The sequence below is a fragment of the Arcicella gelida genome (genome assembly GCF_034931025.1).
In the GTDB taxonomy this organism is placed as follows: domain Bacteria; phylum Bacteroidota; class Bacteroidia; order Cytophagales; family Spirosomataceae; genus Arcicella; species Arcicella gelida.
Genome location: NZ_JAYGIL010000020.1, coordinates 93,571 through 108,884, shown reverse-complemented (window position 1 = coordinate 108,884; position 15,314 = coordinate 93,571). Strand labels below are relative to the sequence as shown.

Here is a 15,314-nt window from a genome sequence, read left to right as displayed (position 1 = left end):
GTGTGGTGGTATTAATATGTAAGAATTAAACAGAGTAACTCTACTTTTTTCTTAACATATGTTTATGAAAACACATAAGAACAAAACACATTCTAATGATATTCGCATTGGAAATGAAATTTATTCAATTTCAGACATCGTAATGCTGGAAGCATCCATCAATTACACTTTCTTTTATCTAAATAACGGAAAAAAAATCATGTTTGCCAAAACAATAAAGTCGTTTGAAGAGCAATTTATTAATCATGGTTTTCTGAGAGTACATCGTGCATATATCATCAATAGTGCTTACATGGAAAGATATTCACGACATAAAAATTATATATTAATGCAAAACAACTTGAGAGCCAGTATATCAAGAAGGCGAAAAGAATTTTTAGATTATTATTTATTCGACCAAAAATCATCTTTCCCTCATATTTTTTAAATACTTGCTTCTTTTCAAAACAAGCATCATAGTTAGATTCTATCTTATAATCATTTACTAAAGATTTATCATGACTTTATATGAAGAAGTAATAGCAGCCTTAAAAAGTAATGATAAAACAATTCAGAATAATGCTATTTATAACTTTAGAACGATGTATAGAAAGCATCTGAAGAGTCATGCTAAACAAAAATATTTATCTGATAATGAAACTGAAAAAGAAATTGATAATACATTGAAAATGATATTGTCTGCCATTATTGAGTATGACTATTTGCCCAAGGAAGATGAGTTAATAAAAAGGCTCAGAAAAACTGTATCATTAACGCATTATGAAAATAGGTTAACTGAAGAAATGCTCAGGTTCATTAATCAAAAAGAAACAGATTACTTGAGCATCGAAAAAAAAATCCGTAAAATATTAAATCCTTTTTTACAATTATTCAACTCAACTAAAAATAACCACTTACTAATCAATGTCGCTAATCAACAATTAATGACAGATTGGATATCACAACAAACATTTGATTATTACATCTATAAAACTTTAGGGAAAGACGAAAAAATTACCAAAAATAGACTTGCTAAGTTACATCATATTATTCAAGAAACATATTTAATTTTTACAATTCGTTACTCTCAAAATGAATCAGCAAAAAGAAGAGCAGAAAGCAACATTAATGAACTGTGTAGATTATCTTTTGCTGCAAAGAGAAATACTGATGATGATTTGTTTTCAGAAAGTATGGAGTTACTTTTTAGTGAATTATCTCGAAAAGATTTTATTCTTAAAACAAGCATACAACGTTATTGGCAAGGAATTTTCGATACCCTATTGGATAAATCCCATAGAGAAAAAAGTAGCTCTAAAGTTGTAAATCATTTAAAAATACCCGCTGATAAATCATTTAGTTTAGAAGAAGTTTTTCTATTTATCCAAGATGGACTAGACGCCATTGAAAAAGTTCATGCTGGAAACGCTAGAAGACTTTTACTAACTGGACGTAAATCTCATTTTATTAAACTCGTAATTGAGGCCACGCTTGCTGAAGCATCAAGAGCTTTCTTTAATTCAAGTAAAAATTATAATTATAAAAATAAGCAGTCAGAAGCACAACAACGTCAGGATTGCAAAAAAGCCTTAATTGATTGGATGAAAAATGAAATCAATCTTCCAGAAAGTACTTGGGGAAATGCCAAAGGAAAAGCCATATATCAATATATCTGTCATGAAAAGCCATAAATTCAAAGTGAAAAATATTTATGCTAGAAGATAATTATAAAGTATTTGAAGAATACATAAAGGGTAATTTGGATGTAAATCAACGAAAAATCTTCCTGAAAAAACTGCAAGAAGACGACAACTTTTATCAAGATTACCTGATTTGGACAAAGCTAGATCATTGGCTTGATGAAATTACTTATTTTGAAATAGAAAAAACGATTGATGAAATAACCCTAAAAGAACACATAAAACCTATTATCCCATTGTTTCGCCTAAAATTCATTGAATTGGCAGCGTGTTTGATTTTTGTTTTCTCTTTTAGTTTAATCATTTACAAACGCTTCTACGATTTAAATCAACTACAAGGTAGTTTTAGTTATCAATCAAAGCTGTACGAAAATAGCTCAAAACCGTCTAAAGAACATCATAAATTCTCAACCAAATCCTTGGTTTGGGAAGCTATAAAAGCACCACAAAAAGACACAACTTATCAAATAATTTATGAGGATAATAGCCTAAGCCCACAGAAAATTATTTTCAAATTGCCCAAAATAAGTGTTGATTTTAATAAAAAAGCAAAAATATACTTCGATGATACTACTGATAAGTTCGTATTAACAATAGGAAAAAGAAAATATTTTCTCATTAAATCAAAAAAATGGGAGAAGCTAACTGCAGAATTATCAAATTAAAAGAAGAGGATGTAACTTTTTTTAATTAGTGGTAATAAATGTATTGACAAGAGGTGTCATAATTGTTAAAAAAAGCACACCTATTAAAAAAATACCCCATCATTCTTGATGGGGTATATAAAAAACTCATTTAGAGATGAGAGGTAACATTACTTATGGACGACCATTACCTGTTGCCGCTGGTGGGTCATCGCTTACCTTTTTTACAGTTGTTGAATCAGATAAAGTAACATTTTTACTATTACCTACTTTTGGTTGAATTGCTGGTTCGTCTTGGCAAGCTGTTAATAAAAGTCCCAAAACAAAAATGCTTAATAACTTATACATGAGTTTAGGTGTGTTGGAGGAAGTTTAACACAACACAACTCTACATGTATCTGAAATAACCTTTTTTGATTTTAGACCTTAATTTTTTAAATAAATTGATTGAAAAGAAGCTATTATTTTTTTGATAATTATAAAAATTTATACTTTCTCTCAGGTATCTTTAAATGGTATTTTGTATTAAACATTTTTTTTTAACAGTGTATCCTTACCTTCCTATTTTCAATATAAACAATTATGAATCAAAGATATAGCCCAAGCGATGTGGTTGATATACTGAGAAGTAATAACCACACAGAGATTAATAATGTGACTGTATTTTTATATCGCTTTTTTAAACCAATCATAGCATCACATATTTTTAAACAAGGGGGTAATTATGATGATGCCAAGGATATTTTTCAAGAAGTAATTATTATTTTTTTTCGTCAAGTACGACATTTAAAGTTTGAAGCAAAGTCTTTAAAGGAAATGGAAGGTTATTTCATACAAATCGCTAACAACAAATGGCTTAAAAAAAAAGAGGCTGATGGAAGGCGATTTAGAAGAGAACAAGAATATTTGACCCAAAAAAACGTTTATACTCAGGAACTAACATCTAGTGCAATACTAGAAAACGAAGAAGAAAATAGTTCACTTCCCAATATACTTGAACGATTAGGAGAACCTTGCCGAAGTATCCTGATGGCATATTATGGCGAAGAACTTTCAATTAAAGATATTGCCCTGCGCTTTAATTTAGGGAATCCAGATGCAGTAAAAGTTCGCAAATTTAGATGTTTAGAAAAACTTAAAACACTTCTACTTAAACCATGAATCCAAAAGATGATTACCAACGTTTAGAAACCATTGAGCAATATTTCAATGGTAGTTTGTCAGTTGACGAAATGGCTAACTTTGAAAATGCCTTAAAGAATGATTTTGATTTTTCAAAAGAAGTATCCGATTATCAAAAACTAACAAATATGATAAAAGAGATAACGATTGAACAAAACATAATAGCAACTTTAGATAAATTAGAACAAGAAGAGCCTATAATTCCTCTAAAGAGGAAAACTCCTTTCATAACCCTTTTCCCTTATTTAAGCGGTCTGGTTGCAGCTTGTTTAATTTTTGTATTGTATGCTTCATTCTCAGTTATTCAACTACCTGGTTCTGAAAACGACCTTACTATTGTTAGAGATGTAGATGTTTCTATTCTTTCTCCTGTAGAAAAAAAAGTATTTGATAACTTTTATGCTGGACAAAGTTATTTAGCTGAAGGGCAGTTTCAAAAGGCAGTTCAAAGTTTTCAAGTTGTATTAAAGAATAATAATCTTCGTCCATATTTTAAAGAAGCAACTCAATGGCACTTAGTTTTGGCTTATTTAAGAAGTGGACAAATACAAGAAGCTAATCATTTGTACGACGAATTAAGTTCTTGTAAAGATTGTGTATATCCAATTGGTAAAATCGATAAAGCTAAACTATGGTGGCAAATTTTGTGGGCTAAGATATTCTAGGCTTTGTAGCGTACTTTTTTAATAAAAATAGAATTAGGAGTAAACAGGATATAATTCCAGCAAAAAGATAAATCTTAGAAAAGTTATTAGTAACAATTGGACTAATGTTTCCCGTAATCGTTAGGTTTGCCCAATAAAATGGATGATTCAATTCATTTCCTAATGGCTCGTTTAAAAAATCTATTTTAGCCTTTTGCAAAGCAATATCTTTGGGTTTTCCTTCTTTTAGATAATTATAAAACCTTGAAGTAATAAATTCACTGGAGCGATCATGTGCTTGCCATTGAGCAGACAATACTGCTTTACATCCTGCTTTATAGAAAGCATAACAAAGAGACATTACTCCTTCTTGAGGTTCAATATGGCCATTTCCACTATTACATGAACCTAATATTAATAATTGACATTGTTTCATTGGTAAAGTCATAATTTCATGAAAACCTAATTTCCAAGGCGATGAAGATGGATTAAAATAAATATATGAGTCTGCATACTTATTAGGATCAGAAACGGAATGACACTTTAGATGAAATACATCATACTTATCTGAAAGCTGGACAAAACGATTTTTACTGGCTTTAACATCTAGTAAAACATCATCATTATCTGTTTTTGAACTCGCTGGCAAAGCCATGAGTGTATCATTGGCAATAATTTGTTGTTTAATAAAAGGTGTAATCGTTAAAAGCTTAGGATTTACATTTGTTTTTAACTCTTGTTTTAATAGATAAGTAAGTGCATTATATTGATACGAAATGGCAAAATAGCGAATTAGATAATCATTCTTGTTTTTTCCCAATTCTAATACTTCAAAAGGTAAGTAATTTAAAATACCATCTCTGCTGATTATCAAACACTTTGTTCCCACTAATACTTGTTCTATAGGATTTATTAAAATCTTGTACAAAGCTGTTGCTTCTGCACTGCCTTGATAGGCAAATAAAGTAGGATTCTCTCTTAATGCGATTATTAATTTTTGCGTTTGATGGATAAAATCAGACCCTATCTCTAGCTTTTTAATAATTACTTTTTGATGATTAGCTGCCAGTACAAAGATTTTAAAATCAGAGGTTATTGTGTAACTGATATAGGCACTTTCGGAGCTTAAATTCGCAACAATTTCTTTTATTGATATGTCAGCATTAAAGTATTGGCTGTTACGATGTGGCATATACGATGCCAGTTTGTTATTTAATTCATAAAGTTTTAATTCGCTGTCTGTCAATAATTTTCGTAAACTGTCCAGGCTTTTTACATTTACTTTATTATCAAGCATAGCCTGTTTTAATCCCGCATTATAGCGTAATTCTTTCTGTTCTTCATCTTGGATAGGCATTGCTTTGGTCGAAATCTTTACTTTATCAATGGCTATTTTATCATTCAATGCTATGGCTTTTGTACTTTCCATAATTCTTAAAAATAAATTAGCATTAACGATGTTAGGTTGTAATTGGTAGAACTTATATCCTAAATGAATAGCTTTCTCAAACACTAGCTTATTATCTTGATTAAACCTCAGCTTATCTTCCTGATAATCAATAGCCTTTCGGTACTTTTCTGCTAATAACACGGCTAAATAAAAACATCTAACACTCTTTTCAAGTATTGCTTCTTGATGCTTTTTTTCGTAAGTGTTACTCAAAATTTCACCTTTGAAGGTCAACAATTGAAATAGGCTTTTTTTATCTAAAATAGTTTGAGACAGTGATGGATTATCGGCAACAACATCACTATTAAATTCAAGAACAAGTGCTTGAAGTCCTTTTTGAACTTCCTGTAAAGCCTGTTGCTTTACGCCTAAAGCATATAAATTTTTAGCTTTTTGTAAATGAGCTAAGCTTAAATACTTATCTTTTTTAATTTTACTCTTTCCATAAAAATCAATTACTTTATCAAGATATAAATTACTTTTTTCAAATGAAGTACTCAATGAATAGCAAACACCTAAATCAAACTTAATAAGCATTTTATCTAGTTCATTATGAACGAGAAGATTCTCATTAACAAGAAATTGATACATTGTTAAACTTTTTTGAAAAAAAGCTTCTGCCTGAACATATTCTTTCCTACGAAGAGCGTTCCAACCCATTGATGTAAGCGTTTGTAAACCATTGTAATGCTTGGGGACTCCAATTTTTTGAATTTTTTGATATATCAGAAAGGCATTTTGATAATCTCCCATCCAATCATAAGTATTGGCGAGATTATTCAGAAAAGGAAGTTCATATTGATTTAAGTGGTATTCTTTACAAACCAATAAGCCTTTTTGAATATAATGTACCGCCTGTGTATAATTTGCTTTACGAGCATAAAACATTCCTTGGTGATCCCAATGATTGGCAACATAATTGGGAATTTCAGCAGTTAAATTGGGGCTTTGGCGTAATAAATTATTGGCTTTGCTAAAAAAATAATCTGTTGAATCACTTTTATACAACATGAAATAATTCGTAGCAAGATTAAGATATGCTTTAAAAATACATTTTTCATTTGACTTATTAATATTAGGCAAAAGCCGAAGAATTTCTCTACCCACTTTGATGGAAGCTTCATGTTGAACAAGAGCATACAAAGATTCTACTTCATCTAGCTTTTTTTCAGCCAATTGTAAATTTTTATCTTTGGATAATTTCATTGAAATTCCATCATGAATCAAGAAAATACTTATTAAAAAGCCTAGTATAAAATATTTCATGTATATAAAACAAATAGTGGTAAAATAAGAGGTAGTATTTACCTTTGAATATAGAATCCGACGTTGGGCAAACACAACGTTAATATAAGTGAATTGTTTAGAATTATCAGACAAATTTTGGTACACATCAAAAAGATTTTGATGACTAAAGAAAATACCTTTTAGAAGAGAAAGAGGAATAAAACACTCCAAATCAGTGTTTTTGAAGAGCATAATTAGCTTGATGAGCCTGTAAAAGTGTAACATACCGAGAAACTTATTTTTCGGTCTGCTTCTTTTTTAAACGTAGTATTTTTTTTACAAACGCTTTAATTTTTGAGCTAAACTATAAACGTATATTCTTAGAAGTTAATAAAAACGCTAGGATTATACCTACCTAAAAAAGCTAATCATTTATATTATGTCTATATTTATGGCTCAATGTTATGCAATTGGGGCATCAACTAAATTTGGATCACTGAAAATTATAATTAATCTCTTCAGTGTTTATCCCACAACACACAATTATCACATTATCAAATAGATTGAGCCTATGTTTTGCAATTTCATATATATAGAAAGAAGCAAGCCTCATCAATTGCTTGATTTATAATTTAATTTATCGAAGAATTTAATTTATTAATAACCTATAAATTTACAAACACTTGGCACAATCTATTAAAATCAAGCAGCCTCTTCACCCGGACTTATATGATGCAATAAAAAACGGGGAAACATGGGCTTTTGAGTATTTAGAGAAAATACTCTATTCTGGGCATTTATTCGAATTGAAAGGAGACTCAAACACTGCGTTTGACCTTTATCATGATGTAATTATTGAGCTTTATATCCGAGTAACTGAAGGGAAAATAGAAAAACTAAATAACGATAATTCAGCAATGATTATAGCGTGGGCAAAAAGACATCTTGATTGGAAAAGAAGAGATTATTGGAAAAGTTGTGGTTATAAAGATGTCAGCCGCCTTGATAGCATTACTGAACTTTTCGGCGTTGTTCAAGCAGAAGCTGAGAGCATTTTATATTACCAGCAAGTAATTACATTGATAGATGGAATGCCTAATAAATGTAAAGATTTACTTACAGATAAATTAATAAACGATTTGGAATGGAAAAAAATATACCAAAAATACCCTAATGACAACGAAGGAAGCCTAAGAGTACTTTTCAGTAATTGTTTAAAAATATTAAGAGACCAATTAGATAAATAGACATTTTTTACATTTAGGCTGTTAAATAATTTTAAAAATATCATTTTCTTTAATTAAAACGTTGGTAGCTTTACACTAAAATTTATATCAAATGAATATTACTAGTGAAGATACATTGAGGCTTATCAACCATTTAAGTGGAGATGAAACAGAAGAAGAGAAAACTGCTATCATTGAAGAATTAAAATCAAACCCAGATCTTCTTCGTGAATATGAAAAACTTCAAAAACTACGTACTGCCATGAAAGCTTCTGTAATAAGTAAAAAAATAAAAGCAATACACGAAACTGCCCAAAAAGAGGAATCAGAGCAAACAGATTGATTTGTTTACAGATTCTATTTTCAGATTGATGCACCTATCTTACTTTTTTTCTTACTAAAAATTACAAAATAGAACACTACTCTATTTAGTGATGGCATGAACCATTAATTTATACCCATCATGAAAAAATATTTATCAATTGCTACTTCCCCTCATTTAGCGGTATGTTATTACTGTTTTTCTGACTGTCATATTTGCTTCTTAGTGCTAAAGACCTAAGTTAAACATTGGCTTTATATAATTTTAATCCTTGTGCTTTAATCGTTTTTACCAAAGAGCAAAATCAATCTGTTCAGGATGAAAAATCATAGGCAAAAATCAGTATCTATAAAAATTTTAGCATTACTAGCCATAGCTTCTGTAGTAATTATTTATAGTATAAAGGCAAAAAACTGGAGTATCAGCCAATCGAAAGATATACATCCAAATTCAGACACGCTGTACATTGGTTCTACTGAAGAATATATTGACCATGATATGTTACTATTTCGTTTTCAGCGGTATTATAAAGCTAAAATCAATACAGAAAAATATAAAAGTAGGACTCTGAAAGAACTATATCGACTACTGAAGGATAATAAAATTAATTGTTTAGTTATTTCAATAGCTAATGTTGATACATCATCCATAGTTTGGAGCGAGCCCTACGCAATTGATAATATTGGAAGAAATGGGCTTAGGCTTGGCTTGCCTAAGACAAAACATAATCAATTCCTAATTAAGCAATTCAATCATTTATGAGGAAAATATACTTTACATTTCTTTTACATCTCATTGTATTTTCGGGATTTTCGCAGAAAATACATATCATTGGTTTGATAGATTATCAAAGCGATGAAAGAGTGTATGGAAATAAATATATAAAAAATCAACTCATTGAATTAGAAAACACCTTTAAAAATACTGATTATGAAGTAGATACTATCTTTTTCTTAAAAGAAGAACTGGCTGATACGAATTTTGTGATAAGCAAAATTAAAAACTTACAAGTCAATCAAAATGATGCTATTTTTTGTTATGTGGCCGCTCATGGTTATAATAAAAACAACGAATTGTATCCTACTGTAAGATTAGGAACAACGAATCAATCTGACATTTATTTGGGAAGTTTAAAGCAACTTCTAACACAAAAACAGGTTCGTCTTTATGTCCTCTTAAATGAATCCTGTAATGTACTTTATAAAACTCAGCAGCTTTTTAGTAAGAATATTCCACGGTCAAATCTTAATAAAAAGACAATAAAGGCATTATTCAATGATTCAAAAGGGTCATTTGTTATGATGTCTTGTAATGTTAGCCAACGTTCAATCATTACTGATGAAGGAGGAATCTTTGGTCAATGTTTTTTTAATGCGTTAAATGAACAATTTTATTCAGAACTACCTCATTGGGAAGTAATTGCCCAAAAAACAGCTCAATTAACACCTAAAAAAGTACTAGAAAATGACACAAGTTTTATACAAAACCCTGTCTATGAAAACAATATCCAATATGTTGAATCTAATAAAACACAAGAAGAAATTGAAAAACAGATAGTCATTGATGCTAGTACTAATACTTATAGAGTCGATGATTTTGAAATAGAGATAAAAACCGACAAAGGTCGAAACGATATAGTCTATTACAAAAGTGATACAATAAGATATTGGTTTAAAACGACTAAACCCTGTTTTTTAAGACTAATTGATATTTGGCCAGATAATCGTATCTGTTTGTTATTAGATAATTATGAAGTAAAAACAGAAGAGGTTTCAAAATGGGTTGAAATAAAAATTGCTAAAGGCAAATCTATTATCTGTGTCGCTCCTTTTGGAGTAGATTATTTAATGTCTTTTGCTTCAACACAACCATTTTGCAAGTTAAATCTTATGATATACAAGGGTACAAAATTTGTCAAAGAGGATTTGAAGGATGTCTTGAGTTGCTCAAGGAATTCACCTAACAATATTGTTTTAGAAGATAAATTATTAATTACCACAAAAGATAGGCTATCAATAGCCAAACCCAAATAATTGTATTTAACAAATAAATATTTACTAAGATGATTGCTCTATTTTTTAATAAAATGCTGATGCTATTCTTTTTTTTTAACTCTCAAAAAAAAGCGGTATTGTCATTGCTTTTCTTTGGTTTTGCATTACAAATATCAATAGCACAAAATAGGTCATTTAGTCCAAATCCAACTGGCGAGCGAAGAATTGCGCTCGTTATTGGGAACAAAGACTATACGGGCGTCTCAAAGTTAAGAAATCCAGTCAATGATGCTATTGATATGACAAACTCTCTGAAAAGACTAGGTTTTGAAGTGGTTACTTTAAAAAATGCTGATTATAGAACTTTTATCGATTCTTTATACATCTTTACTGCTCAACTTAGGAGTAGCGATGTTGTTTTGTTCTATTACTCTGGTCATGGAGTAAGTTATAACAACGTTAATTACTTGTTACCTACCGATACCAAAATTCGTTGCCTAGAACAAATTGAATCTTCGGGTATTTCTCTTAATCGTATCCTAATTGATATTGCTTCTAAAAATGTAAAAAACAGCTTTGTTTTTCTTGATGCCTGTAGAGATTTACCCAATTTATTGAGTTGCGATACCCGTAAAAAAAATATTACCGCTCCAACAGGACTTGTACGTCCTACCAATAATCCACAAGGAAGCATGGTTGTTTATGCTACTCGGGAAGGCAGTACAGCAGATGATAATATTAACGAACGAAATGGAATGTTTACAGGAACACTTTTAAAGTACCTTGAAATTCCTAACATTGGTATTAGAAGTATTTTAGATAGTACAACAGCTGGCGTAAGAATAAAAACGAATTATCGTCAGTCACCCGGGCGTTATGATGAGCTAGAAGGAGATTTCTATTTTCTAAAGACAAGAACAGTCATTAGTTATGATGATGTAAATAAATCTATTCAAGAAGGAGAAGCCGCCTTCGAACAAAAACAATATGATGATGCTTTCAGATATTATTTTCCACATAAAGAGCACACCCTTTTTAAATCATTTAATCAAGGGCAACTTGGATTTATGTACGATATGGGTTTTGGTGTGCGGCAAGACTATTCTGAGGCAATGAAATGGTACCTAAAAGCTGCAGAAAAAGGTGATGCTCGTGCTGAATATAACCTTGGTGTTTTTTATGAAAGAGGATTAGGTAATCGTCAAGATTATAAAAAAGCCGCTGAATGGTACCTGAAAGCCGCAGAGCATCATTTAGCAGATGCCCAGTTTAACTTAGGGTTTTTATATGAAAAAGGATTGGGTGTAACCCAAAACTACCGTGAAGCAACCGAATGGTATCGTAAAGCTGCCGAACAAGGAGACAGTGATGCACAAGTAAACCTTGGCTTTATCTATGAAACGGCTCAAGGAGGAATCCCTCAAGACCTTAAAGAGGCGGTAAAATGGTATAAAAAGGCTTCCGATCAAGGTGATGCTGAAGGCTCTTATAATTTTGCAAGATTGGCAAGCAGTTCTTTATCAAGCCAAGAATTAATCAATCTCTACACTCAAGCAGCAAAACAGGGACATATCGAAGCACAGTTAAATCTAGGATACCTTTATGAAACAAGTAAAGGAACTATTCAGAACACTTCGCAAGCAATTAGTTGGTATCAAAAAGCAGCTAATCAAGGACATCCAGTAGCACAATTTAATTTGGCAGTAATGTACGATGCAACCAAAAATAGTTCAAATCAAAATTATGATGAAGCAATCAATTGGTATCAAAAAGCAGCAAAACAAGGGCTACCATTGGCTTTTTATAACTTAGGAATTATATATGAATACGGTAAAGGCGTATCTAAAAATACCAGTTTAGCAAAAGATTACTATAAAAAAGCCGCTAAACTTGGTAATGATTCAGCACAAAAAGCCCTTGGACGTTTTGGGATGACTTGGTAAACCTCACTTATCATTCCTTTACAAAACTCATTGCTTTAATATTAAAACTTATTCAAAAATTACTCATGAAAAAAGCGATTTTTACTATATTTTTTGTTTTTTTAATCTCCACGCTCAATGCCCAATATACTGGAATATGGCAAACGAATAATAATGCTGGCGTTAGAGAAGCACAAATGAATCCTTCAAGTATTTCGGATTCAAGGCTAGCTTGGCAAATTCACTTGGGGTCGATGTATTGGGTTGGAACAGAAAATACTTTAAACAATACTTGGGCATCTCCATCTTCCACAACTGTTGATGTAGGTGAAAAAAAGTGGAGAACTAATTATGAAGATTGGGCTGGGCCTGGTTTGATGATACAACTTTATAATAATCATGCTATTGTATTTGGTACTCGCCTTCGTACTTGGCAAAGTGAAAATGGAAACCTAAATCGTTTATTTGGAACAGACCCTATTAATGTTGATACATTTCTTTTCAAGAACCAAACTTATAATACAGCTACAGTAAGAGATTATAGTTTAGGATATGCTTTACCAATATTTATCAGGAATCAACATTTTTTAAAAATTGGAGCGGCTATAAAATGGTACAGAACTACTAACAATCAAGCTTATAGCTTTGATGCTGATTCATCCCAAATAAACTTTACTGGACAAAGACTCTTTGGCGATATTGATCATAGCTATAATAATATCATGGCTCAACATGATGGAACAGGTTTTGATTTAGGTTTAACTTATGAATTCAGACCTAATTATCAGCAATATCATTACAAGATGGATAAACACGACCGTTCTGATGTTGAAAAAAATAAGTATCGGCTGAAATTAGGACTTTCACTCTTGGACTTGGGCAACTATAGAGTTAATAATGCTAAAAAAATACTAACTGGAAGTATTGCAAAAAGTAGTATTAACAGCAAAACATTTAGTGGGCTTGCCTTAGATCCTATCACTGAAAGCTTTAATCCATATTTTAAAGATACTCTTGTAGATAACCGTTCTGTTTTACCTTCTACACTCATACTTCAAGCAGATGCCTATTTAGGAAAAACTTGGTATTTTAATTTGATGTATCGAAATGTTAAAAAGAGCGATAGTTACTCTCAACCATCGATGGTTTCCGCAGCTTTTAGAGCAGAATCAGGTGATGGAAGTTGGAGCATGCCAATTTCTTATAACATTGACAATAAATCTATAGGTGTTGGTTTCCATGTACGTCTTGGCTCATTGATTTTCGGAACAGAAAACATTAACTTCCTTTTTGACCAATCAAAAGGAATTAAGCCTACTTTTTATGTTGGCATATCAATATCAAAAAAAGCAAAACGAATCAAAGATAATGATAATGATGGTGTATCTAATCGCAAAGACAAATGCCCTGACAATCAAGGCCTAGCTGAATTTGATGGATGTCCAGATAATGATAATGATGGGATACAAGATAAAGATGATGCTTGTCCAGATAAAGCTGGAACGATTAAAACACACGGGTGTCCCGATAGAGATGGTGATGGTATCCCTGATGATAGTGATAAATGTCCTGACCAAAAAGGACTTCCAAAATTCAATGGTTGTCCAGATTCTGATAACGATGGGATTCCAGATGAAAAAGATAATTGCCCTAATGAAGCAGGACCAAAAGAAAACAAGGGATGTCCTATTAAATAAGGAATACAATATTGATTCAAAAGACTGTTAAATATGAAGCAAATAAAAATTCAAATAACAATACTTATTCTTGTTACTTTAAATCACTTAGGGTTGGGGCAAGTCAATAAAAAACGCTTGCCTAGTCCGATTAACTCTGAGTTTTTAGAAGATTCTCCTTCAATAAGTGCAGATAGAACTAGTTTTATATATCAATCTAATAAATATAATCCCAATAGAGAAGTATCTTATGTTGGAGATTCTATTGTTAGTCCTAACATTATTGGAATATTTGAGACAAAACTCCATCAAAGAGGTGAGTATCAGCCACCACAAGCCATTGAAAATATTAATAATTTTTTTCAAACATCAAGAATTGTAAACCATCCCAATATTAGTTATGATGGTAACAGTATTTTTTTTTCTGGTATTAATAAAATTGGGAAAGGAAGTGAAGACATCTATTTTTCAACCAGAATTAACGATAATTGGAGTACTCCACAAAATGCGGGAGAAGCTATCAATACAGCAGCTTTCGAAGGTTCACCAAGTATCACTCCAGATGGCAAAAAGCTTTTTTTTATCCGAGAAATACCTAATCAAAAAATAGGGAATCAACAATGTTATAAAATCCTGCTATCTGAACGTGAAAGTATTAATGACCCTTGGGAACGCCCCATCCAGCTACCATATCCTATCAATCAAGGCTGTGAATGTGCTCCAAGGATTCATGCTGATGGTAAAACACTATTTTTTTCGTCAATCAGAAAAGAAAGTAAAGGCGATTTCGATGTATATAAGTCTGTATTACAAGACGACGGGACTTGGCTAGAACCTGTTAATTTGAAGTTTATCAACTCAAGAAAAGATGATAAGTTTGTTACGATTAATCCGTGCGGCGATATACTCTACTTTGTTTCTGATGGAGATATATATTCTTCAGTAATTCCTGAAGAATATAAACCACAAAAAAATGCTGTCATACAAGGTTTTGTATTAGATTCTCTTTCTCAAACCCCGCTTCATGCTAAAATTGACGTAATAGCGAAAACATCTCCTAATGAGATATTCGCTACTTTCGAAACAAATATTTCAGATGGTAGATATACTGTTGTTTTACCAACTTATGATGAATTTACTTTAAATATTAAAACAGAAGGTTACATAAACAAAGATTTGCCTGTAGGTGGAAATTCCTTCAATAATTGCGAATTAATTGCAAAAGATTTTTTGATGCAAGCAATTCCAAAACTGATTCCAGCTAGTACAATGAGTGTATCAACACCTACACCCAAAACCAATACAAAAACTAAAAGAATTGAAATTCTAAAAAATAGACAATGATTTT

At 31.3% G+C, this 15,314-nt stretch carries 14 protein-coding genes; 12 read left to right on the top strand and 2 right to left on the bottom strand.

Annotation, left to right across the window (positions count from 1 at the left end; translation table 11 throughout):
* Positions 1–64 precede the first annotated feature (64 nt).
* The 3 genes from VB776_RS15800 to VB776_RS15790 all read left to right on the top strand — a co-directional run bounded on the left by VB776_RS15800 (position 65) and on the right by VB776_RS15790 (position 2,344).
* Positions 65–427: a LytR/AlgR family response regulator transcription factor gene (locus VB776_RS15800; RefSeq protein ID WP_323697728.1), complete on the top strand. Its 363-nt coding sequence runs from the start codon at positions 65–67 to the stop codon at positions 425–427.
* 70 nt (positions 428–497) lie between these two features.
* Positions 498–1,670: a hypothetical protein gene (locus tag VB776_RS15795; RefSeq protein WP_323697726.1), complete on the top strand. Its 1,173-nt coding sequence runs from the start codon at positions 498–500 to the stop codon at positions 1,668–1,670.
* 20 nt (positions 1,671–1,690) lie between these two features.
* Positions 1,691–2,344, top strand: coding sequence for a hypothetical protein (locus VB776_RS15790; protein WP_323697725.1), 654 nt, complete (start codon positions 1,691–1,693; stop codon positions 2,342–2,344).
* A gap of 153 nt (positions 2,345–2,497) precedes the next feature.
* On the opposite strand, the gene VB776_RS15785 is transcribed toward VB776_RS15790, so the two are convergent.
* Positions 2,498–2,671, bottom strand: coding sequence for a hypothetical protein (locus VB776_RS15785; protein WP_323697724.1), 174 nt, complete (start codon positions 2,669–2,671; stop codon positions 2,498–2,500).
* A gap of 234 nt (positions 2,672–2,905) precedes the next feature.
* Here VB776_RS15785 and VB776_RS15780 point away from each other — a divergent pair, with 234 nt between their 5' ends.
* Together VB776_RS15780 and VB776_RS15775 are read left to right on the top strand one after the other, a co-directional pair.
* Positions 2,906–3,484 (top strand): RNA polymerase sigma factor, encoded by a 579-nt coding sequence (locus VB776_RS15780; RefSeq protein WP_323697723.1) that lies wholly within the window; start codon positions 2,906–2,908, stop codon positions 3,482–3,484.
* Complete coding sequence (locus VB776_RS15775; protein ID WP_323697722.1) at positions 3,481–4,170, top strand: tetratricopeptide repeat protein; 690 nt, start codon at positions 3,481–3,483, stop codon at positions 4,168–4,170. The genes VB776_RS15780 and VB776_RS15775 overlap by 4 nt, the downstream gene beginning before the upstream one ends.
* Here VB776_RS15775 and VB776_RS15770 read toward each other — a convergent pair.
* On the bottom strand, positions 4,157–6,865 hold the full coding sequence (locus VB776_RS15770) for a CHAT domain-containing tetratricopeptide repeat protein (RefSeq protein ID WP_323697721.1): 2,709 nt from the start codon (positions 6,863–6,865) through the stop codon (positions 4,157–4,159). The genes VB776_RS15775 and VB776_RS15770 overlap by 14 nt on opposite strands.
* Positions 6,866–7,509: 644 nt before the next feature.
* Here VB776_RS15770 and VB776_RS15765 point away from each other — a divergent pair.
* The 7 genes from VB776_RS15765 (at position 7,510) to VB776_RS15735 (ending at position 15,310) form a co-directional block, all read left to right on the top strand.
* The gene (locus tag VB776_RS15765) at positions 7,510–8,073 is read left to right on the top strand and encodes a hypothetical protein (protein WP_323697719.1); all 564 of its coding nucleotides are present in this window, start codon (positions 7,510–7,512) and stop codon (positions 8,071–8,073) included.
* A 91-nt stretch (positions 8,074–8,164) separates the two neighbouring features.
* Positions 8,165–8,395 carry a hypothetical protein gene (locus tag VB776_RS15760; RefSeq protein WP_323697718.1) on the top strand — a complete coding sequence of 77 codons (231 nt, stop codon included), beginning with the start codon at positions 8,165–8,167 and terminating at the stop codon, positions 8,393–8,395.
* A gap of 297 nt (positions 8,396–8,692) precedes the next feature.
* The gene (locus VB776_RS15755) at positions 8,693–9,136 is read left to right on the top strand and encodes a hypothetical protein (RefSeq protein ID WP_323697716.1); all 444 of its coding nucleotides are present in this window, start codon (positions 8,693–8,695) and stop codon (positions 9,134–9,136) included.
* Positions 9,137–9,210: 74 nt separating this feature from the next.
* Positions 9,211–10,407: a hypothetical protein gene (locus VB776_RS15750; protein WP_323697715.1), complete on the top strand. Its 1,197-nt coding sequence runs from the start codon at positions 9,211–9,213 to the stop codon at positions 10,405–10,407.
* A 29-nt stretch (positions 10,408–10,436) separates the two neighbouring features.
* Entirely contained in the window at positions 10,437–12,311 is a 1,875-nt protein-coding gene (locus VB776_RS15745) for a caspase family protein (RefSeq protein ID WP_323697714.1), read from the top strand.
* 65 nt (positions 12,312–12,376) lie between these two features.
* Positions 12,377–13,987 carry a thrombospondin type 3 repeat-containing protein gene (locus VB776_RS15740; RefSeq protein WP_323697713.1) on the top strand — a complete coding sequence of 537 codons (1,611 nt, stop codon included), beginning with the start codon at positions 12,377–12,379 and terminating at the stop codon, positions 13,985–13,987.
* A gap of 33 nt (positions 13,988–14,020) precedes the next feature.
* Positions 14,021–15,310 (top strand): TolB family protein, encoded by a 1,290-nt coding sequence (locus VB776_RS15735; RefSeq protein ID WP_323697712.1) that lies wholly within the window; start codon positions 14,021–14,023, stop codon positions 15,308–15,310.
* Positions 15,311–15,314 lie beyond the last annotated feature (4 nt).

What these genes read in the sequence shown, in the direction of transcription:
- VB776_RS15760 (WP_323697718.1), top strand. Translation starts at nt 8,165, where the DNA reads ATGAATATTACTAGTGAAGATACATTGAGGCTTATCAACCATTTAAGT.
- VB776_RS15745 (WP_323697714.1), top strand. Translation starts at nt 10,437, where the DNA reads ATGATTGCTCTATTTTTTAATAAAATGCTGATGCTATTCTTTTTTTTT.
- VB776_RS15740 (WP_323697713.1), top strand. Translation starts at nt 12,377, where the DNA reads ATGAAAAAAGCGATTTTTACTATATTTTTTGTTTTTTTAATCTCCACG.
- VB776_RS15790 (WP_323697725.1), top strand. Translation starts at nt 1,691, where the DNA reads ATGCTAGAAGATAATTATAAAGTATTTGAAGAATACATAAAGGGTAAT.
- VB776_RS15755 (WP_323697716.1), top strand. Translation starts at nt 8,693, where the DNA reads ATGAAAAATCATAGGCAAAAATCAGTATCTATAAAAATTTTAGCATTA.
- VB776_RS15770 (WP_323697721.1), bottom strand. Translation starts at nt 6,865, where the DNA reads ATGAAATATTTTATACTAGGCTTTTTAATAAGTATTTTCTTGATTCAT.
- VB776_RS15795 (WP_323697726.1), top strand. Translation starts at nt 498, where the DNA reads ATGACTTTATATGAAGAAGTAATAGCAGCCTTAAAAAGTAATGATAAA.
- VB776_RS15785 (WP_323697724.1), bottom strand. Translation starts at nt 2,671, where the DNA reads ATGTATAAGTTATTAAGCATTTTTGTTTTGGGACTTTTATTAACAGCT.
- VB776_RS15780 (WP_323697723.1), top strand. Translation starts at nt 2,906, where the DNA reads ATGAATCAAAGATATAGCCCAAGCGATGTGGTTGATATACTGAGAAGT.
- VB776_RS15775 (WP_323697722.1), top strand. Translation starts at nt 3,481, where the DNA reads ATGAATCCAAAAGATGATTACCAACGTTTAGAAACCATTGAGCAATAT.
- VB776_RS15735 (WP_323697712.1), top strand. Translation starts at nt 14,021, where the DNA reads ATGAAGCAAATAAAAATTCAAATAACAATACTTATTCTTGTTACTTTA.
- VB776_RS15800 (WP_323697728.1), top strand. Translation starts at nt 65, where the DNA reads ATGAAAACACATAAGAACAAAACACATTCTAATGATATTCGCATTGGA.